Annotated in this window: 22 protein-coding genes; 13 read left to right on the top strand and 9 right to left on the bottom strand. The window is 32.5% G+C overall.

Features of this window, described 5'->3' with window-relative positions; all coding sequences use genetic code 11:
* Positions 1 to 1,680 (top strand): ATP-dependent DNA helicase RecQ (locus tag GBO31_RS21965; protein ID WP_219010717.1); only part of this gene is annotated, 1,680 nt, incomplete at its 5' end.
* On the opposite strand, the gene GBO31_RS21960 is transcribed toward GBO31_RS21965, so the two are convergent.
* From GBO31_RS21960 to GBO31_RS21945, 4 genes are all read right to left on the bottom strand, one after another.
* The gene (locus GBO31_RS21960) at positions 1,681 to 2,322 is read right to left on the bottom strand and encodes a hypothetical protein (protein WP_219010716.1); all 642 of its coding nucleotides are present in this window, start codon (positions 2,320 to 2,322) and stop codon (positions 1,681 to 1,683) included.
* A gap of 237 nt (positions 2,323 to 2,559) precedes the next feature.
* Positions 2,560 to 3,693: a flavin-containing monooxygenase gene (locus tag GBO31_RS21955; RefSeq protein WP_219010715.1), complete on the bottom strand. Its 1,134-nt coding sequence runs from the start codon at positions 3,691 to 3,693 to the stop codon at positions 2,560 to 2,562.
* Between the two features lie 3 nt (positions 3,694 to 3,696).
* On the bottom strand, positions 3,697 to 4,347 hold the full coding sequence (locus GBO31_RS21950) for an MOSC domain-containing protein (RefSeq protein WP_219010714.1): 651 nt from the start codon (positions 4,345 to 4,347) through the stop codon (positions 3,697 to 3,699).
* 85 nt (positions 4,348 to 4,432) lie between these two features.
* Positions 4,433 to 5,224: a tRNA pseudouridine(38-40) synthase TruA gene (locus GBO31_RS21945; protein ID WP_219010713.1), complete on the bottom strand. Its 792-nt coding sequence runs from the start codon at positions 5,222 to 5,224 to the stop codon at positions 4,433 to 4,435.
* A gap of 148 nt (positions 5,225 to 5,372) precedes the next feature.
* Between GBO31_RS21945 and GBO31_RS21940 the strand changes: the two genes are divergently transcribed.
* Complete coding sequence (locus tag GBO31_RS21940; protein ID WP_219010712.1) at positions 5,373 to 5,750, top strand: LysM peptidoglycan-binding domain-containing protein; 378 nt, start codon at positions 5,373 to 5,375, stop codon at positions 5,748 to 5,750.
* Positions 5,751 to 5,942: 192 nt separating this feature from the next.
* A complete protein-coding gene (locus GBO31_RS21935; RefSeq protein WP_219010711.1) occupies positions 5,943 to 6,263 on the top strand; it encodes a hypothetical protein in 321 nt (106 codons plus the stop codon).
* Positions 6,264 to 6,291: 28 nt separating this feature from the next.
* On the opposite strand, the gene cmk is transcribed toward GBO31_RS21935, so the two are convergent.
* Complete coding sequence (gene cmk / locus GBO31_RS21930) at positions 6,292 to 6,990, bottom strand: (d)CMP kinase (protein WP_219010710.1); 699 nt, start codon at positions 6,988 to 6,990, stop codon at positions 6,292 to 6,294.
* Entirely contained in the window at positions 6,990 to 8,009 is a 1,020-nt protein-coding gene (gene porQ / locus GBO31_RS21925) for a type IX secretion system protein PorQ (protein WP_219010709.1), read from the bottom strand. Before porQ ends, cmk begins: the two co-directional genes overlap by 1 nt.
* Positions 8,010 to 8,298: 289 nt before the next feature.
* Between porQ and GBO31_RS21920 the strand changes: the two genes are divergently transcribed.
* The 5 genes from GBO31_RS21920 (at position 8,299) to GBO31_RS21900 (ending at position 11,890) form a co-directional block, all read left to right on the top strand.
* Positions 8,299 to 9,333, top strand: coding sequence for a rod shape-determining protein (locus tag GBO31_RS21920; RefSeq protein WP_219010708.1), 1,035 nt, complete (start codon positions 8,299 to 8,301; stop codon positions 9,331 to 9,333).
* A 63-nt stretch (positions 9,334 to 9,396) separates the two neighbouring features.
* Positions 9,397 to 9,708 carry an ArsR/SmtB family transcription factor gene (locus GBO31_RS21915; protein WP_219010707.1) on the top strand — a complete coding sequence of 104 codons (312 nt, stop codon included), beginning with the start codon at positions 9,397 to 9,399 and terminating at the stop codon, positions 9,706 to 9,708.
* Between the two features lie 41 nt (positions 9,709 to 9,749).
* A complete protein-coding gene (locus GBO31_RS21910; protein ID WP_219010706.1) occupies positions 9,750 to 10,346 on the top strand; it encodes a short chain dehydrogenase in 597 nt (198 codons plus the stop codon).
* A 53-nt stretch (positions 10,347 to 10,399) separates the two neighbouring features.
* On the top strand, positions 10,400 to 11,185 hold the full coding sequence (locus tag GBO31_RS21905; RefSeq protein WP_219010705.1) for a PhzF family phenazine biosynthesis protein: 786 nt from the start codon (positions 10,400 to 10,402) through the stop codon (positions 11,183 to 11,185).
* A 12-nt stretch (positions 11,186 to 11,197) separates the two neighbouring features.
* Positions 11,198 to 11,890, top strand: coding sequence for an aspartate/glutamate racemase family protein (locus GBO31_RS21900; protein ID WP_219010704.1), 693 nt, complete (start codon positions 11,198 to 11,200; stop codon positions 11,888 to 11,890).
* 19 nt (positions 11,891 to 11,909) lie between these two features.
* On the opposite strand, the gene GBO31_RS21895 is transcribed toward GBO31_RS21900, so the two are convergent.
* The gene (locus GBO31_RS21895; RefSeq protein WP_219010703.1) at positions 11,910 to 13,424 is read right to left on the bottom strand and encodes a DEAD/DEAH box helicase; all 1,515 of its coding nucleotides are present in this window, start codon (positions 13,422 to 13,424) and stop codon (positions 11,910 to 11,912) included.
* Positions 13,425 to 13,598: 174 nt separating this feature from the next.
* Here GBO31_RS21895 and GBO31_RS21890 point away from each other — a divergent pair, with 174 nt between their 5' ends.
* The 5 genes from GBO31_RS21890 to lpdA all read left to right on the top strand — a co-directional run bounded on the left by GBO31_RS21890 (position 13,599) and on the right by lpdA (position 17,563).
* Complete coding sequence (locus GBO31_RS21890; protein WP_219010702.1) at positions 13,599 to 14,471, top strand: alpha/beta hydrolase; 873 nt, start codon at positions 13,599 to 13,601, stop codon at positions 14,469 to 14,471.
* 63 nt (positions 14,472 to 14,534) lie between these two features.
* A complete protein-coding gene (gene msrB / locus GBO31_RS21885) occupies positions 14,535 to 15,023 on the top strand; it encodes a peptide-methionine (R)-S-oxide reductase MsrB (protein WP_219010701.1) in 489 nt (162 codons plus the stop codon).
* Positions 15,023 to 15,418: a peptide-methionine (R)-S-oxide reductase MsrB gene (gene msrB / locus GBO31_RS21880; protein WP_219010700.1), complete on the top strand. Its 396-nt coding sequence runs from the start codon at positions 15,023 to 15,025 to the stop codon at positions 15,416 to 15,418. Before msrB (GBO31_RS21885) ends, msrB (GBO31_RS21880) begins: the two co-directional genes overlap by 1 nt.
* 78 nt (positions 15,419 to 15,496) lie before the next feature.
* Positions 15,497 to 15,979, top strand: a complete 483-nt coding sequence (locus GBO31_RS21875) for a hypothetical protein (RefSeq protein WP_219010699.1) — start codon at positions 15,497 to 15,499, stop codon at positions 15,977 to 15,979.
* Between the two features lie 192 nt (positions 15,980 to 16,171).
* Positions 16,172 to 17,563 carry a dihydrolipoyl dehydrogenase gene (gene lpdA / locus GBO31_RS21870; RefSeq protein ID WP_219010698.1) on the top strand — a complete coding sequence of 464 codons (1,392 nt, stop codon included), beginning with the start codon at positions 16,172 to 16,174 and terminating at the stop codon, positions 17,561 to 17,563.
* Between the two features lie 59 nt (positions 17,564 to 17,622).
* Here lpdA and GBO31_RS21865 read toward each other — a convergent pair whose 3' ends face one another.
* Together GBO31_RS21865 and GBO31_RS21860 are read right to left on the bottom strand one after the other, a co-directional pair.
* Positions 17,623 to 18,351, bottom strand: coding sequence for a diphthine--ammonia ligase (locus tag GBO31_RS21865; RefSeq protein ID WP_219010697.1), 729 nt, complete (start codon positions 18,349 to 18,351; stop codon positions 17,623 to 17,625).
* Positions 18,352 to 18,705 (bottom strand): type II 3-dehydroquinate dehydratase, encoded by a 354-nt coding sequence (locus GBO31_RS21860; RefSeq protein WP_343211335.1) that lies wholly within the window; start codon positions 18,703 to 18,705, stop codon positions 18,352 to 18,354. It lies immediately after the preceding gene.
* Between the last annotated feature and the right edge of the window lie 3 nt (positions 18,706 to 18,708).

Below are 18,708 nucleotides of genomic sequence, written 5' to 3'. Positions count from 1 at the left end.
GATTTTAGACCTGCTTATACGCAATTAGGCTACCTAAAAAAACGCTTCGACAATGTTCCTGTTATAGCACTCACAGCAACTGCCGATAAAGCAACCAGAAAAGATATCTGCGATCAATTAAATATTCCAAACGCTCAACAATTTTTGGCATCTTTTGATAGAAAAAATCTTAGTTTAGAAGTACGTCCTGGTAATAAACGAATTGAGCAAATACTTGATTTTCTAAAAGATAAAACCAATGAATCTGGCATTATCTATTGTTTAAGTAGAAAAACAAGTGAAATGCTTGCTGAAAAACTACAAAATCAAGGTTTTAATGCCGAAGCGTATCATGCAGGTATTGCTCACGAAAAAAGAGCAAGTGTACAGGAAAACTTTATAAATGATACCACACAAATCGTCTGCGCTACCATTGCCTTTGGAATGGGAATAGATAAATCCAATGTACGTTGGGTAATTCATTATAATTTACCCAAAAACATTGAAGGATACTATCAGGAAATAGGTAGAGCTGGACGTGATGGATTACCCTCTTCTACACTACTCTTTCATAGTTTTGCTGACGTAATACAATTACAAAAATTTGCAAATACTTCTGGTAATCAGGAAGTGCAAATGGCAAAATTGGATAGAATGAAGCAATATGCCGATTCTTTGAGTTGTAGAAGAAAAATACTATTAAGTTACTTCGGAGAATTGATCGAAGAAGATTGTGGTAACTGTGATGTGTGTAAAAATCCACCAAGTTTTATCGACGGAACAATTATTGCCCAAAAAGCACTATCTACAGTTGTTAGAATAAAAGAAGAAGAACCTATAGGAACTATCATTGATGTGCTTAGAGGTGCGCAAAATGCCGTTGTACTGGATAAAGGGTATCAAAGTCTAAAAACATATGGTATTGCAAAGGATATATCTTGGCAAGATTGGCAACAGTACATCATTCAGTTGATTAATCAAGGGTATTTAGAAATTGCATTTCATCAAAATAACAAACTAAAACTTACTAAACGTTCTAAAAAAGTATTGTTTGAAGATGAAAAGGTAAGTCTTGCTAATCTTGCTGAATTTGATAAAATTAAAGAAACAGCAGCACAACAGGTTCAACAAATCACTTCTAATACACTATTTGATAAATTAAGAGAATTACGACTACAATTAGCTAAAGAAGCTGGTATTCCTGCTTATCAAATTTTTAATGATGCATCTCTTAAAGAAATGGAAAAAGCTAGACCTATGACGGATGAAGAGTTTATGCAAATCAGTGGAGTTGGTAGAGTAAAAATGCAAAACTATGGATATCAGTTTATCAAAACGATTATAGACTACTCAGCAGAAAAGACAAAAAAGAAGAAAAAATCTAATAAAAATAAAGGGAATTCTCATAAGGAAACTTTGAGTTTATACCAACAAGGATTATCCATAGAAGAAATCGCATTAGAGAGAAAATTAGCGCAATCCACTATTTTCTCACACATTATGAAATTATATAATGACGGTGAAGATATTAATCTAAACCAATTTGTAAATAAAGAGGACGTAAAAGCGGTGAAACAAGCAAAGGATACCCTAGACAATCCAGATACTTTAAAACCCTATTTTGAGCATTTTGAACAAGCTATAGACTATAACACTATTAAATTAGCATTAGCGATTTTAGAAAAAGAATCAACATCTTAGCTAGTCTTTAATTACTGAAACTATTTGGTAAAAAGGCCCTTGATCACAACCGTTCGCTGCTTGATTTATACCAGATTCGATAAGTAAAAAATTATGTTCCTTAGAGAACCATACTGCAATAATACTCTGATATAACAAACAATTTTCACGCAGATCTTCTCCTCCACAACAAAAGCCATGAGATAATATTCTAGGAAGATTTATTTGCTCACTTGTATACATTTCATTTATAAACGTAAAGCTAAGAGAGAAACCATTACTAGAATCGTTAACATGATTAAATTTCGGAATTTTTTTTAATGTCGAGTAATTATTGCTCTTCAGCAGCTTTGATACTTTTTTATAAGCTGTTTCTAAGTCTTTAACTATGAATTCCGTTGCTTCTTCTCCTGGATACAAAATAATTTCATCCAAAACCTCACCATTCTTTGTACTTATCTTTTGCAATTTTTCTTCAGTAGATATACAACAAGAATACTGACTATATTCTATTAAATAATGTGATCCATCTTCAGAAATTGCAGGGAAGTTATCCAATACTAAATTATCACCATAAAAGTCTACAAATGGTTTGAAAGTTTCTTGCGCAATTAATAGCCTAGTAATAAAAAACAGCGCCGTTAATAAGAACTTTGGTTTCATAGTGAAAAGATTAATAGAATACGACAAATTTCTTCCAGTAATCGAAAACATAAAACACGGTAAACCGTGAAAATTATACCAGTTCTCATATGAAATTACTGAAATACTAAATTGAACTATTTTGGGTTCAGGCAAGGCATAAAATTTATGGATAGCCATAGTTATCGATTCATTTTGTAACGAAGCATCAAATCAAAAGAGACAATTTTATACGGTTATTTCATATGAGAAATGGTATTAGTTGGATTGACTAATTATTTTGTCAACAATTATTTTCGAGTCATTCACAATAGTTCCCAATATTCCTCCAAGTTTGTAGTTATCAAAACCTACAAAGAACAAACCTTTATGATTTCCTGTTCCAATAACGTTCTTAGGAACTCCATATTGATCTAACAAACCATCAGTATCTTGAATAAACTGTTCTACCTTCGCTTTATATCCTGTAGCAAGAATAACGATATCAGTATTAATTTTAGCCCCGTTTTTCAGCAATACTCCTTGATCGTAAAAGGAACTAATATCCCCTACTACTTTTATCTTTCCAGATTTAATTTGTTTTACGGTACCAAGATCAATAACTGGTGTTTTTCCGGTTTGTTTTAGATGATCAATTGGATCTTTTTCGGAAATAGTAATTCCATATTTAGAAAGATCTCCAATCACAATTTTTCGCACTTGTTTCCCAATCCATCTTCCTAGTCCAAATGGTAATTTTTCTAATTTTTTAGCTGTGATTTGTACTGGACGACCATTAATATCTCTTGGCACAATTAGCAAAGGACTTCTTACAGATACAGCTACTTCCACATCATGTTCACTTAAATCTAATGCCAATTCCGCACCAGTATTCCCCATTCCTACTATAAGCACTTTTTTTCCAAGAAATGGAGTTGCATTTTTATAGTTTCTACTATGAATAATTGTTCCTTTAAAGTCATTTTGATTTTTCCAAACTGGCACAGAAGGCATTCTGTTGATTCCTGTTGCTACAACAACGTTTTCTGCTTGATATGCATGGTTGTTAGTATGTAAAGTCCAATAATTACCTTCCTTTTTTATAGACGTTACAAAAGTATTAAAGTGCGGCTTAATATCGAAATGCATTGCATAATTTTCATAATACTCAGCTAGTTTATCTTTTGGGACATATCGTGGATATTCCTCAGGAAATGGTAAATTCGGTAATGCCGAAAGCTCTTTTACAGTATGCAGTAGTAAGCGATCATAATGATTATGCCAGCTCCAAGCAATTCTGTTAGATTGCTCCAAAATTTCGAAAGGAATATTTTCTTTTCTAAGACGTCCAGCTACTGCAAGACCTGCAGGTCCAGCACCAATAATAAGATTCTTGGTTTTTTGGGTATCCATAATTTAACTAGAAATTGAACTTCCGTAACGATTTAGAATATTCTTTTTGTTATTTACTGTCACAAAAGGGTCATTTATTGCCTTTTTAGCTAAAGCTTCATGAGAATTTTGATCATAAAATAACTTATACATATCCTGAATGGAAATACCATCTTCATGCAATTCCTTTGGAACTAAAACATCATCCTTTTTAACCAAACCAGAGGTTAAAACTCTTACGTATACGCCAGGTAGTAACGCTTGTATAAATTGTTTCAAAACAGTTTGAGTTCCAAAACGAACTCCCAATTTATAACATGGTTGCCTTGGTTGTGTAACTTGCACAACAGCTTCTCCAAGATCATAAATACTTCCAATGGTAACTATCCGCTCATCCAATCCCAAAACAGTAAGATTTTCTCCAAACATTCCATAATTCCAATCCAAGTCCGGATATTTCTCTTTCCAATAAGGGTAATGCTCTGCAGCATATAAATAACATGCTTTATCAACACCTCCATGAACACGTCTATCAATTACATGATCTCCTTTGACATCTTCTTTATCTAAAAAAATTGGCTCATCGACAGGATATTTATAGATACCTGTTTTCACTTCTTTTCCTCTCCAAGATATAGTCTGAGGTTCTCCTATGTTTGTGGATATTACTTTCATCTGCTAATGAGGGTTTTATTAAACCTGTGGATTATTTTAATGATATTATAAATATAGTACTCTTAGTAGTTCCAATCAATCCAAATTATAGCTCTTTCATTTTCACAGAATTCAATATCAAACCAGAACCAGGCACAATATGTTCTAAGGTAATTTTCTCTTGATTTGGATCCAAGGTATTATTGACAAAATCCAAATTGATTTTACCTTTACCCAAATCTAATAAAACTCCCATCATCAAACGGATTTGGTTTCTTTTAAATCCTTCTCCCTTTACTTTGAGCACATAACTCGTATCTGGAAAAAAATTCGCTGTATACAAATCATTTTCACAAATTTCACATTCTAGAATTTCTCCATGAACAACTGTGTTTTCATTAGGACGATGACAATAAGATCTAAAATTGTGCTTCCCTTCAAATAATTTAGCTCCTTTCTTCATAAGTTCAATATCTAATTCTTCCATGATATTATACATGAAGGGCGCGCAGAAAGGATGAAACTTCTTTCCAAACGAAAAAAGGTATATATACTCCTTTACCTTAGGATGTTGAATAATATTGAATTTATCATCCGTCTCTTGAATACTAATAGCTCTAATATCCTGAGGTAAATTCTGATTAAATAAATCAAAGAAATCCTTTAGTTCCAGTTTTTCATGATCTACAAATAATTCGATGTATGCTTCATTAGCAGAAACCTTTGCATCCGTTCTTCCAGCTGCTAGAACCTTGAAATTTGAATTTCCCAATACATAATTAGCAGTACGTTCTACCATTCTTTGCAAGGTATTTACATTGGGTTGTTTCTGCCAACCATGATATCTAAAACCTAAATATTGAAGTTGAATGAGGTAATAGAAACGTTTACGGAACATGTATYTTGTTTTATAAAAATTCGAATATAGATAAATTATGCATTTTGTCGATTATTTGATGTTTTTTAAACGTAATTTATATTAAAATCAACTGCATAAATTGTTATATTTGAGTAAATCTAATTAATAATTTTAAATCAATTTAGTTATGGTTAAAGCAAAATATCAGGACGTTTTAGATCTTGGACAAGAATTAAATATTCAAAATGGGGATGTAACTGAAGATAATGGGGTTCTTAAGGTAAAGGGAACTGCTAATACTCAATATGAAAAAAATCAACTTTGGGATAAAATAAAAGAAATTGGTGGAGAAGCTCCATCTGATATTGAAGCTGATATTGACGTAGCTGATACTTCGGTATATCACAGACATACTGTAAAAAGTGGAGAGTCTCTTAGCAAAATTGCGAAGCATTACTATAAAGATCCTATGAAATACAAAGAAATCTTTGAAGCGAATACGCATATCTTAAAAAATCCTGATGTTATACATCCAGATCAAGAATTGATCATCCCTAATCTATAAGATATACCAAACACTACATATAGAAAAGATCTTCTTATAATTTTAGGAAGATCTTTTTTTATGTTTTTTACTCTAACGGTATCTTGTAAAACAAGTAAAAATTAGTTAATTATCCAGAATTACTGGTCAAAAACAATAATTTGATTAAATTTACGGCTTTACCGTAATACACCCCGCCAAATCTAGTTTAATATGAAATCAAAATTATTGTTAGTATTTCTGGCTCTAGGAATTTCTGGTTATGGGCAAGTTCTATCTAAAACCAATATTATTTTTGAGTCTAACAAGACCATAGTAATGAACAACGGAAAGGAATATAAAATCCTTAAAGAAACTCCTTTATATGCCATTTCTGACACTACAATCCCTCTAAGGCATAAAGTAAAAGAAAACACATTGATTCTTAACAGAGTTCTCTTAATTAAAGAAAAAGACGAACAAAAAGAATTGATAGAATGGATAAAAGGAAAGATGATCTTTTACGAATTAAGATCATCCAAGAACTCCAAATAATTTTAATTGCTCATATACCATCAAGCAATTAGTTTACTTGCATAATTGCTTTTTGCGCAATACCAAGTATTTGATGAAATTGTTCATCTAATGTAAGATTTGAATTATCTATTTGTATAGCATTTGCGGCTTTTCGCAAAGGAGAATCCTTTCGTGTACTATCTATATGATCTCTATTTACTACATTTTTAAGCACATCTTCGTAGGTAACGTTTTCTCCTCTATCCACAAGTTCTTTATATCTTCGCTCCGCTCTGTCCTTTGCTGTTGCAGTCATAAACAACTTAAGTTCAGCATCTGGAAAAACAACAGTCCCGATATCTCTGCCATCCATTACAATACCTTTATCAATGCCCATTAGTTGTTGTTGTTCAACCAATTTTTTTCTAACTTTTGAAACTGCCGCAACCGGACTCACTAGTCGCGAAACTTCCAAAGTTCTGATTTGTTTCTCTACATTTACATCGTTCAACAAAACCTCTGCTAATCCTGTAGTAGAACTCACTTCAAATCTAATATGTATCAAGGGAAGGCATTTTTCCAATGCATCTTTATCAAAGTGGTCTGGTCCTATATAATTATGTTGCATAGCATATAGAGTAACTGCTCTATACATAGCTCCAGTATCCACATAAATATATCCAAGTCTTTTAGCTAATTGCCTCGCTACTGTACTTTTTCCAGTAGAAGAATAGCCATCAATGGCAATAATTATTTTTTTGTTCACTATTGTAGATTTACGTTGACACCAAAAGTACTTGAAGAAGCTGCTGAATTATATCGGGCATAAGAGTAAGCAAATCTAAATTTCCCTAATTTTAAAGAAAAACCACCACTAAGCCCAGCAAATGATCGTTGATCAACTATTCTCAACTCTTCCGATCTTCTGAAATTATATCCTAATCGTATATTAAAACCACTTTCTGGAAAAAATTCTAATCCGACAACCACATGACGTAATGCATTATTCAAGAAACTTGGATCATCAGCTTCAACATTTCCTTCTAAATCTGTAATATCTCTTGCTGGATTTCGAAATGCAACATCCCAAACTTGTAAGTTCTCTAATGTCAAATTCCATCTAATGGGAACGTTTTTAAGAGTTTGAGCAACTCCCATATCTACAGACAAAGGAAGATCCTCTCTAGTATCCTCATATGTCGTGAATTGAGTTCCTAAATTTCTTACGGCAAAACCAAAATCAAATTTAGTATCTGGATTATGATATATTAATCCTAAATCTAAAGCTCCACCTAAAGATGTATATTGTTCTAATTTAGATGAGATAAACTTTCCATTTGCTCCTACATGAAAATTTGAATTAGGTATTGTATATGCATATCCTACGGATATGGCAACCTCTCCAGCGCCAAAATCTCCTGTTTCATTTCCGAACTCATCAAAACCATCAAACCTTCCATAATTGATATAGGTAACTCCGGCATGGAACATATTTCTGTTTTTGCCTAAAGCTTTTGCATACGCAACGGATCCATAATTTACATCGGCAATATAATTGACATAGTTTATCGATAATTGATTATCCATTTCACTATTAATTGCAGCCGGATTTAGCATAGCATCTGTTGGGTCCATACTATAACCAGTAACATATTTACCACCAAGAGCTGCTTGTTTAGGAGAAGAAACCAAATTAAGGAATTGATACGTATATCTACCTCCTATTTGTGAATAAGTCAATGTGGTGAAAAATACTAGTACCAGAAATATATAGTTACGCGTCATTAGCAGCAAAAATAAAAGAAACTATCTGGAAAACGATAGTTAGCGACAAAAATTTTATTGTAGTCCAAATAAAACCTAAAACTTATTGAAAACTACTAAAATCAATAGCAAATACAGGGTTTAATGCAAAGTTATCAATGTAGAATTTTTGAAAAGTAATACATCTATATAACTAAATATCACAAATCACTACATATCAGTTACTTAAATAACTAATCACAATATAATATGCGAAGAAGAGTTATTATCAATTAGCAACTCAAATCGAAAACTAACTTAACTGACAAAAATGGGCTTTTTTGATTTTCTTACTAATAAAATAGCGGTAGATCTTGGGACTACAAATACGCTAATCTCTCATAAAGGTAAAATTGCAATCGATGTTCCTTCTATAATTGCCGTGAATAGAATAAGCGGAAAAATTATAGCTGTAGGCAAGGAAGCTAGTTCCATGCGTGGCAAAATCCATCAAAATATAAAGACCTTTTATCCATTGAGAAATGGAGTAATCGCCAATTTTGACCTCTCTGAAAAGATGCTCAAAATACTCATCAAAAAACTAGCTGATATCAGCAATGCAATTTTTATCAAATCTTATAAAATGATCATTGCAATTCCATGTGGAATTACTAAGGTAGAAATGCGTGCTGTAAAAGAATCTGCCAGACGTCTTAATGCAAAAAAAGTATATTTAATTTCCGAACCTATCGCGGCAGCGATAGGCGCTGGTATTGATGTTTTGCAACCCAAAGGACATATGGTAATTGATATAGGAGGTGGTACTACAGATATTGCTGTCATTACTTTAGGTGGAATTATATCTGGTAAGTCCGTTAAAATTGCAGGGAATGTCTTTAATAATGATATTATACAATATATTAGAGAAAAACATAATCTTCATATAGGAGAAAGTACCGCCGAAAAAATTAAAATTAAAATTGGATCTGCTATAAATAGCCTAGAATCACCACCAAAAAAAACAACGGTTAGAGGAAGAGACATGCTTACTGGAAAGCCTAAACAAATTTTTTTAACGTATAAAGAAATCTATAAAAGTTTAGACAAATCAATCACACAAATAGAAAATGCTGTATTGGATACATTGTCAGATATTCCTCCCGAGATTTCATCCGATATCTATAATACTGGGATTTTTCTTACTGGTGGCGGATCCTTGCTTCGTGGATTAGATAAGCGATTTTCTATGACAACAGAATTACCTGTATATACTGGAGAGACTCCTTTGGAAGTAGTGGTTAAAGGAAGTGATATGGTATTAAAAAATTTAGATCGATATATGCCAGTATTGATAAGAGATTTCTGATGAATTAAAACATAAAACCACAAAACAAACATATTTATAAAATTAAATATGTATATTTGTCTTATGAAAAGAGATCAGATCTTAGAAATTAAAAAAGCTTTAGCAAATTCTACACGATTAGATATTTTAAAATGGCTTAAAAACCCTGCTTCTAATTTCCCGCCCCACTCAGAACTAGGACACTTTGATTTTGGTGTTTGTGGCCAATTTATTCAGGAAAAGTCTGGTTTATCGCAACCTACAATCTCTAATTACTTAGCCACAATGCATAAAGCCGGTTTATTGATACCTACTAGACATGGTAAATGGACTTATTTTCAGAGAAATGAGAAAACTATAGAAGCTTATATAGAAGAAATGAAGAACAATTTGTAAAAAATTTTAAATAACATATTTATAAAATTAAATATATAATTATGAAAATCTTAGTTATAGGATCCACAGGAACCATCGGAAAAGAAATCTACAACTCTTTAAAAGCAAACCATGAAGTATTTGGAGCACATCGTAATAGTAACGACTACCCTGTTGACATTATGGATAAAAATTCAATTATATCACTCTTCCAAAAATTACCAAAACTAGATGCTGTAATTAACGCTGCAGGTACTGCAACATGGAAACCCTTTGACAAACTAGAGGAAGAAGATTATTACGTAGGGATAAAAAGTAAATTAATGGGACAGGTAAACCTTGTACATATAGCTAAAAATTATATAAATGATGGAGGTTCCATCACACTGACCACTGGAATTTTAGCAGAACATTATGAACCAAATGCTGTGGGGCTTTCATTAGTTAATGGTGCTATTCATAGTTTTGTGAATAGTGCAGCACAGGAACTAGATAATGGTATACGCCTCAATACAATAGCTCCAGGAGCTATTGCAGGAGACTTTCCAAAGGATAAAAAGTTTGCTGGGTACTTTCCTGTAGAAATAGAAGATGTAGTAAAGCTGTACGAATATGCTATAACTTCTGATACAACAGGACAAGTTTTAAAACTGTATTAACCAGAATTAAAATCATACATCAACTACAAATCAATACTAAAGAATTTAAACTCATGAAAATTCCAATTTATCAAATTGATGCTTTTACTCAGAAACTATTTGGAGGAAATCCTGCTGCTATTTGTCACTTGCCACATTGGTTAGATGACCAAACCCTATTAGATATTGCTATTGAAAACAATTTAGCCGAAACCGGATATTTCGTAAAAAAAGATACTATTTATGAAATTAGATGGTTCATGCCATATGCCGAAATTGATCTTTGTGGTCATGCTACCTTGGCAGCTGCCTTTGTTATATTTAATTATCTAGATACATCACTTGATGAAATTACTTTTTCCTCAAAAAGTGGTATTCTAAAAGCAAAAAAAGAAGAAAACGGAACCATTACCTTGGATTTTCCTTCAAGGCCACCAAAACCAATAACTATTCCTAATGAAGTATTTGAAGCATTTAAGGCAAAGCCTATCGGAGCTTTTGCGGGAAGAGATTTATTATTAACTGTAGGGTCTGAAGAAGAAATACTATCCGAAGAACCAAAATTAGAAGTGTTAAAAGGACTCCCCTATTTATGTACCATCATAACTTCTACCGGAAATACATCAGATTTCGTTTCCAGAGTTTTTGATGCAAATCCTGAGATTCCATTAGAAGATCCGGTTACTGGGTCAGCACATTCGGCATTAGTCCCATTCTGGTCAGAAAGATTGGGAAAAACAGAACTTCATGCACGCCAATTATCTAAAAGAGGTGGTGAATTATTTTGCAGCTTAAAAAAAGATAGAGTCTTTTTAAGTGGATATGCTGTCCCTTATTTAGTTGGTGAAATAGAAATTTAATATCGTTTAATTATGAAAACAATCGGTTTAATAGGTGGCATGAGTTGGGAATCTTCAGCCATTTACTATGAATTATTGAATAAAGAAGTAAAAAATATATTAGGCGGTTATCACTCTGCAAAGTCAGTGATGGTATCTGTAGACTTTGCAGAGATAGAAACATTGCAGAGAAAAAATGATTGGCAAAGTTTAACGCAACGAATGATTGAAGCAGCTCAACAGCTAGAAAAATCTGGGGCTGATCTTGTTATTCTTTGCACTAATACAATGCATTTGTGCAGTGAAGCTATTATAGAAAATACAACAATTCCATTTTTGCATATAGCCGATGCAACTGGTGAAAAAATTCAATCTCAAGGATTACAAAAGGTGGCGCTCTTAGGTACTAAGTTTACTATGGAAAAGGATTTTTATAAAACAGTACTCAAAAATTATAACGTTCAAGTACTTATCCCTGAATTAGATGATAGAGAACAAATTCATCAAATAATCTATAATGAATTGGTACTTGGAGAAATTAATGATACTTCTAGAGAAATCTTTAAAAAAATAATAGCCAAGCTAAAAAACGAAGGTGCCGAAGGCGTAATTCTTGGGTGTACTGAAATCCCATTACTTATAAAACAAAGTGATGTAGATATACCAATATTTAATACAACTGAAATTCATGCTGAAAAAGCGGTTCAGAATGCTGTAAAAAATTGATTTTCAAACGAAACCAAAATTATAGAAATAGTTGATTAATTTTAGATCTAAGTTTTCTTTCGTAATCTTCTTGTAACCAATCTCTATAATTTTTCGTGCTTTTACTGATACAATAGGAATACCTACGTACCCTATATTCAATATCTTGATTCAACAACTTGCTTAGAATACGTGCGTCGAAAACATCCTCACTATTCTCTACGCACATTCTAGCATGTTGTTCTATGGATTTTTCAAGAACACTTTTACTACGTAATCCATATTTCTTGGTATTTGCATACTCTGCTTCTATATCGAATTCAATATCTATAGATTTACTAAATTCTTTTCGAATCTCTTCGGGCATTACATATTTAAAGTTTCTCTCAATCTCTTCATCACTAACTAAACTATCATAATAAAAGTCTGGAGATCTAAATATGGATTGCCAATCAATATCGCCATTCCACAATCCAAATCTTGCCGTATTATTTCCCATATCAATGATAGAAAACTCAGGCTTGTCTGGTAAAATTCTCGATCCTCTACCAATCATCTGAAAATACAAAGTCAAGGATTTAGTAGCGCGATTCAGAATAACCGTTTCTACTGTCGGTTCGTCAAATCCTGTTGTTAAAATACTAACTGAAGTTAGTATAGCATCATCTGTATTTTTAAACCACTTTAAAATATCTGCTCTTTCGTGTTTACTGTTCGTATTATCTAAATGCCGTATTGGATATCCAGCTCTTTTAAATACATCATATACCTGAATTGAAGTATTTATTCCGTTATTAAAAATCAACGTTTTCTTTCCTTTTGCTCTTTCTTCATAAGCTTTAAGTAGCTTATCTTGCATTAAAGCATTAGTATACAGATCTTCAGATGATTTTACCGTATAATCTCCATTCATACCTATTTTCAACGAACCGAGTCCAACATCATAGGTAAATGTAACTGGGGTGGCTAAAAATCCATTTCCAATAAGTGATGAAATCGTATCACCTACAATCAACTCCCGGTAATTATCTTTCATAGGAAGTTTCATATTAGAACTTAATGGAGTTGCGGTAACACCTAAAATAAAACAGTTATTAAAAAAACGAAATAGTTTTCTGAAAGAATTGTAGTGCGCTTCATCAATGATTACCATTCCTACATGTTCTATTTCTAATTGATCATCATTTAATCGATTATTTAAAGTTTCGACCATTGCCACGAAACACATATATTCATGTTGATCTTCTAACTTTTTTACATTACTATTAATGATCTTATTTTTCACATTAAACTCTGTAAGCATTCTAGAAGTTTGATCACAAAGTTCAATACGATGGGTAAGAACAACTACTTTTTTCTTTGTAGTTTCTATGTATCTACGAACAATTTCTGAAAAAATAACTGTTTTACCACCACCTGTAGGTAATTGATACAATAGATTATAACTCTTAGGAAATTCTTCTAAACGACTAAAAATCTTATTAATATCCCTAGCCTGATAATCATAAAGTACTTTTTGTTCCTTTTTTGCTATGTCAGAGGGCGGTACCCGCATGGTGTTTTAATTAAGAGTAAACTACAAAATTAACTACTTTATCAACTTATATAAAAGAATTTATAAAATATATTTTGCTTATTTTTCTAAGCTTTATACAAATGTTAATTAATCATAATATTTATTTCAACTAATTTAGTTGGATTAATTTTAAGATGAAATTGAGTTTATATAGTGGCCAAAATTGATAAAGATCAGATACCAGTTCAAGCATTGTTAATCCCTAAAACAATTCTGTATACAGGTAAATTTTTAAATTGGATTTCACCTTTTCTAGCTTCAAGATTTGGTGCGCGTTTGTTTTTAACACCTTTCAAATATCCAAGACCTGAAAGAGAAAAGACAATGGCGGATAGAAGTAAAAAAGAAAACGTACGAATTGACAAAATAAATCGAGAGGTAGTTATTTATTCTTATGGAGATTCTGAAAAGAAAATTTTACTAGTACACGGCTGGTCTGGTAGTGGCACTCAACTCTCTATGATAGCAGATAGTTTGTTACAACAAGGTTATAGTACGATAAGTTTTGATGCTCCAGCGCATGGAGAAGCTCCTGGAAAAAGAAGTAATATGCTTCATTTTGTAGAAACCATATATCAATTAGAAAAAACATATGGGCCTTTTATTGGCGCAATAGGACATTCGCTCGGAGGAATGTCTTTATTGCGAGCTACTAAATTTGGATTACCCATTCAAAAACTTGTGATTATCGGTACCGCTAACAGCATTACTAAAATAACCCAAGATTTTGCAAAGAACTTACAATTAGGACAAAAAACAGCTAAGTTAATGAAAGAGTTCTTTGACAGTCATTATGGTGAAGATCTTGATAATTACTCTGGTGCTGTTTCCGCTGAAGGCATCAAAATACCTACACTTATAGTACATGACAAACAAGACGTAGATGTGCATTACAGTTCAGCAATAGAAATAAATGATAAATTAGAGAACGGTACATTAATATTGACCGAAAAATTAGGGCATAGAAAAATACTGGGAAATCAAAAGGTAATTGATCAAATTGTTGAATTTATAGTAGTATCATAAAACTCTTGTTATGCTATCGATGTATTTGCGACTACAGTAAAAGAAAAATTTAATTAGAATATCATGAAAAAGATAGTATTATTATTTGTAAGTATCCTTGTTATAAGTTGCACTGGAAATGCCCAAAAAGAAAGTAAAAAAGAAAAGAAAGAATATGCCGTAACGAAAACAGAAAAAGAATGGAAAGAAATTCTGACCAGTGAACAATATTACATTTTGAGACAAGCTGGTACCGAAAGGCCCCATTCAAGTCCACTGAATAAAGTGTATGCTGCTGGTACTTTCCATTGTGCTGCTTGTGATACTCCTTTATATGAAAGCAAACATAAGTTCGATAGCGGAACTGGATGGCCTAGTTTTGATAGAGCTGTAAAAAATAATGTTACGGTCGATGTAGATTATAAACTAGGATACGCAAGAACCGAGTTATTATGTAATACTTGCGGAGGTCATTTAGGTCATGTATTTAATGATGGACCTAGAGAAACTACAGGACAAAGACATTGTATTAACGGAGATGCATTAGTATTTCAACCCAAAAAAGATATGTAATGACAAAATACCCATTTCACAAAACTGAAGAACAGTGGAAAAAAGATCTTTCTGAAGAACAATATCGGATCTTAAGACAAAAAGGAACCGAAAGACCTTTTACTGGAAAATATAATATCCATGCCGAAGATGGAACCTATAAATGTATGGCATGTAATGTTTCATTGTTTGAAAGTTCTTCTAAATTTGATTCAGGATGTGGATGGCCAAGTTTCGATGAATCCATTGAAGGAAGCATCGAATACATAAGAGACACGTCACATGGAATGATTAGAACAGAAATTTTATGTGCAAACTGTGGTAGTCATTTAGGACATGTATTTAATGATGGACCTACAGAAACAGGACAACGGTATTGTGTAAATTCGGTAAGTATTGATTTCGATAAATCATAATCACAAATACAATAATATTTTTTTGGAACACTTATTGATACAACATATTTCATATCAAAACAACAAATAATACACATTATGAAAAAGATTTTTGGACTTTTATTTTTCTCAACATTACTATTCACTTCTTGCGTAAATGATGATGATGTAGATTTCGATACAATTGGAACTACATTCGAGTTTACTACTAATTTTAATCAGGCAAATGGTTTTGGAACTCGTTTCTTTTTTAACCAAGAAATTTTTGCTTCTGATGTAGTGTTAGTATATAGATTAGAAGCAATAGATAGTGGTTTGGATGTTTGGGAACCTTTACCTACCGCTACTATCTTTTTAGATGATGGAAATGGTGGTGAGATTACTGCGCTTTATCGATTTAACTTTACTATTGGAGATGTAGATGTATTGTTAGAAAGTAATGCACCAGATCTATTGCCTGCTGATTTAACCAATAATCAAACATTTAGAGTTGTGGTAGTACCAGCAGCATTTGCTGAAAATACAGATATTAATTTACAAGATTTTAATGAAGTACAAGCAGCATTAAATTTAGATTTTTAACAATATAAATATTTTAGCAATAACGCTAGATATTCTAAAAAAGTAAGGAAAATATCAAAAAATTAACACTATCGTTATGATAGTGTTTTTTTATGATATTTATTGGGTAATTATTATGAAAATGGAAACCTCAAATCCCTTTTAGGTTAATCGAATTATCCGTAAATTCGTGTCTTCAAAAAATTCACATTTATGAGCGCATATGATATTATCGTATTAGGGAGTGGACCTGGTGGTTATGTTACTGCTATTAGAGCTTCTCAATTAGGGTTTAAAACTGCTATAATTGAAAAAGAAAGCCTTGGAGGTGTTTGCTTAAATTGGGGATGTATCCCAACCAAAGCATTATTAAAAAGTGCACAGGTATTTGACTACCTTAAACATGCTTCAGATTATGGCTTAACAGTTGAAAAATTTGACAAAGATTTTGATGCGGTTGTAAAACGTAGTCGTGGCGTAGCTGAAGGAATGAGCAAAGGAGTTCAATTCCTAATGAAAAAGAATAAAATAGATGTAATTGAAGGTTTTGGTAAACTTAAAGCTAGTAATAAGATCACTGTAACAGATAAAGATGGAAAGGCTTCTGATTATGAAGCAAAACATATTGTTATTGCTACTGGTGCGCGATCAAGAGAATTGCCAAATTTACCACAAGATGGTAAAAAAGTAATCGGATATCGTGAAGCAATGACGCTAGAATCACAACCTAAAAAAATGATTGTAGTTGGTTCTGGTGCTATTGGAGTTGAGTTTGCGCATTTTTATAATGCAATGGGAACAGAAGTTACTATTGTAGAATACCTTCCTACTCTAGTTCCTTTAGAAGACGAAGAAGTTTCTAAACAATTTGAAAGGAGCTTCAAAAAAGCTGGAATCAAAGTAATGACCAACTCATCTGTAGAAAGTGTTGATACTTCTGGAGATGGTGTAAAAGCGACAGTAAAAACTAAAAAAGGTGAAGAAATTCTAGAAGCTGATATCGTATTGTCTGCCGTTGGAATTAAAACCAATATTGAAAATATAGGGTTAGAAGAACTTGGAATTGCTACCGATAGAGATAAAATTGTTGTAAACGATTGGTATCAAACTAATATTCCTGGTGTCTACGCTATTGGTGACGTAGTTCATGGTCCTGCTCTTGCACACGTAGCTTCTGCAGAAGGTATAACTTGTGTAGAAAAAATTGCAGGAATGCATGTAGAAGCAATTGACTATGGAAATATTCCTGGTTGTACATATGCTTCTCCAGAAATCGCAAGTGTAGGAATGACAGAAAAGCAAGCTAAAGAAGCTGGTTACGAACTAAAAGTTGGTAAGTTTCCATTCTCTGCTTCTGGAAAAGCAAGTGCTGCTGGAACTAAAGATGGTTTTGTAAAAGTAATTTTTGATGCTAAATATGGCGAATGGTTAGGATGCCATATGATTGGTGCTGGGGTTACAGATATGATTGCTGAAGCTGTTCTTGGTAGAAAATTAGAAACTACAGGACATGAAGTTTTAAAGGCTGTACATCCACATCCAACAATGAGTGAAGCTGTGATGGAAGCTGTTGCAGATGCTTATGATGAAGTAATTCATTTGTAAAAAACATCAAATAAATAATATACAAACACCTTGTTACTTACAATAAGGTGTTTTTTTATCTAATTAGGTAGTAAATCACAGTACCAAAAGGATGTATCCCAACTTTTATTGTCAGTATCCGAGAAACAATTATCGTTATCATCATCAGAAGGTCTATAATTTCTTAATACCTTCTCTCYTATCTCAAAATGAATTGGTTCTCTAAAAATTGGTCCATCAAACACAAACGTATGGAATTCTCCATTTTCTCCACAAGGATCCACATTTTTAGGCAACTCCTTTAAAAAAGTATGATCTAAGACTCTTCCGCAAAATGACTCGTCTAGATAATTGGCATTTACACAAACCGTTATTGCTTTAAAACCTAAATCTATAAACTCTTCTAACAATTTTGTGGTATCTTTTTTCCAAAGTGGAAAAACTCCTTGTATTCCAACAGTTCGAAGTTGATTCTCACGATACATTTTTAGATCTTCTAAAAAAATATCTCCAAAGCAACAATGTGTATAACCTGCATTCTTCAGTTTAGTAACTTCTGTTCTCATTCTTTCATCATAAGAACTCATAGAAACCTCTGCAGGGAATTCAATTTTATGTAAAGGCAAATTCAAACTGTTAGCTTGTTGTTCTAATAAAGACACACGTAACCCATGCATAGAAACTCGTGCATAGTCCTTATTAACAGTAGTTACTAAAGTAGAAACATCGTAAGTATTCTGTTGTAATAAATAATACAAAGCTAAGGAAGAATCTTTTCCAGTACTCCAATTGAAATATGTCTTATGCATTTATAAAAAACTTTGAATGGCTAAAACATAGCTCTGTAATCCAAAACCAAGAATAACTCCTTTTGCATTTGGAGAGATATACGACTGATGCCTAAACTCTTCTCTTCCAAAAGTATTAGAAATATGCACTTCTACAACAGGAACTCCAACGGCTTTGATCGCATCACCAATACCTATAGAAGTATGTGTGTATGCGCCTGCATTGAGTACAACTCCATCAAAATCATCATCAGCATCTTGAATTTTTGTAATTAATTCACCTTCAATATTCGATTGAAAATATGCTAATTCTATATGCTTGAATTTTTCTTGTAACGTACTGAAAAACTCCTCAAAAGATTGATTTCCGTAGATACC

It is taken from the genome of Aquimarina litoralis, from assembly GCF_019295435.1.
GTDB classification, from domain to species: Bacteria; Bacteroidota; Bacteroidia; order Flavobacteriales; family Flavobacteriaceae; genus Aquimarina; species Aquimarina litoralis_A.
The sequence above is the reverse complement of the archived record's forward strand: the minus strand, read 5'-3'. Positions and strand labels throughout refer to the sequence as shown.

Bases quoted from the DNA above. Each gene is read 5' to 3' on its own strand.
- msrB (WP_219010700.1), top strand. From the start codon at position 15,023: ATGACAAAATACCCATTTCACAAAACTGAAGAACAGTGGAAAAAAGAT.
- GBO31_RS21945 (WP_219010713.1), bottom strand. From the start codon at position 5,224: ATGTTCCGTAAACGTTTCTATTACCTCATTCAACTTCAATATTTAGGT.
- GBO31_RS21900 (WP_219010704.1), top strand. From the start codon at position 11,198: ATGAAAACAATCGGTTTAATAGGTGGCATGAGTTGGGAATCTTCAGCC.
- GBO31_RS21940 (WP_219010712.1), top strand. From the start codon at position 5,373: ATGGTTAAAGCAAAATATCAGGACGTTTTAGATCTTGGACAAGAATTA.
- lpdA (WP_219010698.1), top strand. From the start codon at position 16,172: ATGAGCGCATATGATATTATCGTATTAGGGAGTGGACCTGGTGGTTAT.
- GBO31_RS21910 (WP_219010706.1), top strand. From the start codon at position 9,750: ATGAAAATCTTAGTTATAGGATCCACAGGAACCATCGGAAAAGAAATC.
- msrB (WP_219010701.1), top strand. From the start codon at position 14,535: ATGAAAAAGATAGTATTATTATTTGTAAGTATCCTTGTTATAAGTTGC.
- GBO31_RS21920 (WP_219010708.1), top strand. From the start codon at position 8,299: ATGGGCTTTTTTGATTTTCTTACTAATAAAATAGCGGTAGATCTTGGG.
- GBO31_RS21895 (WP_219010703.1), bottom strand. From the start codon at position 13,424: ATGCGGGTACCGCCCTCTGACATAGCAAAAAAGGAACAAAAAGTACTT.
- GBO31_RS21935 (WP_219010711.1), top strand. From the start codon at position 5,943: ATGAAATCAAAATTATTGTTAGTATTTCTGGCTCTAGGAATTTCTGGT.
- GBO31_RS21950 (WP_219010714.1), bottom strand. From the start codon at position 4,347: ATGAAAGTAATATCCACAAACATAGGAGAACCTCAGACTATATCTTGG.
- porQ (WP_219010709.1), bottom strand. From the start codon at position 8,009: ATGACGCGTAACTATATATTTCTGGTACTAGTATTTTTCACCACATTG.
- GBO31_RS21960 (WP_219010716.1), bottom strand. From the start codon at position 2,322: ATGAAACCAAAGTTCTTATTAACGGCGCTGTTTTTTATTACTAGGCTA.
- GBO31_RS21955 (WP_219010715.1), bottom strand. From the start codon at position 3,693: ATGGATACCCAAAAAACCAAGAATCTTATTATTGGTGCTGGACCTGCA.
- GBO31_RS21875 (WP_219010699.1), top strand. From the start codon at position 15,497: ATGAAAAAGATTTTTGGACTTTTATTTTTCTCAACATTACTATTCACT.
- GBO31_RS21905 (WP_219010705.1), top strand. From the start codon at position 10,400: ATGAAAATTCCAATTTATCAAATTGATGCTTTTACTCAGAAACTATTT.
- GBO31_RS21915 (WP_219010707.1), top strand. From the start codon at position 9,397: ATGAAAAGAGATCAGATCTTAGAAATTAAAAAAGCTTTAGCAAATTCT.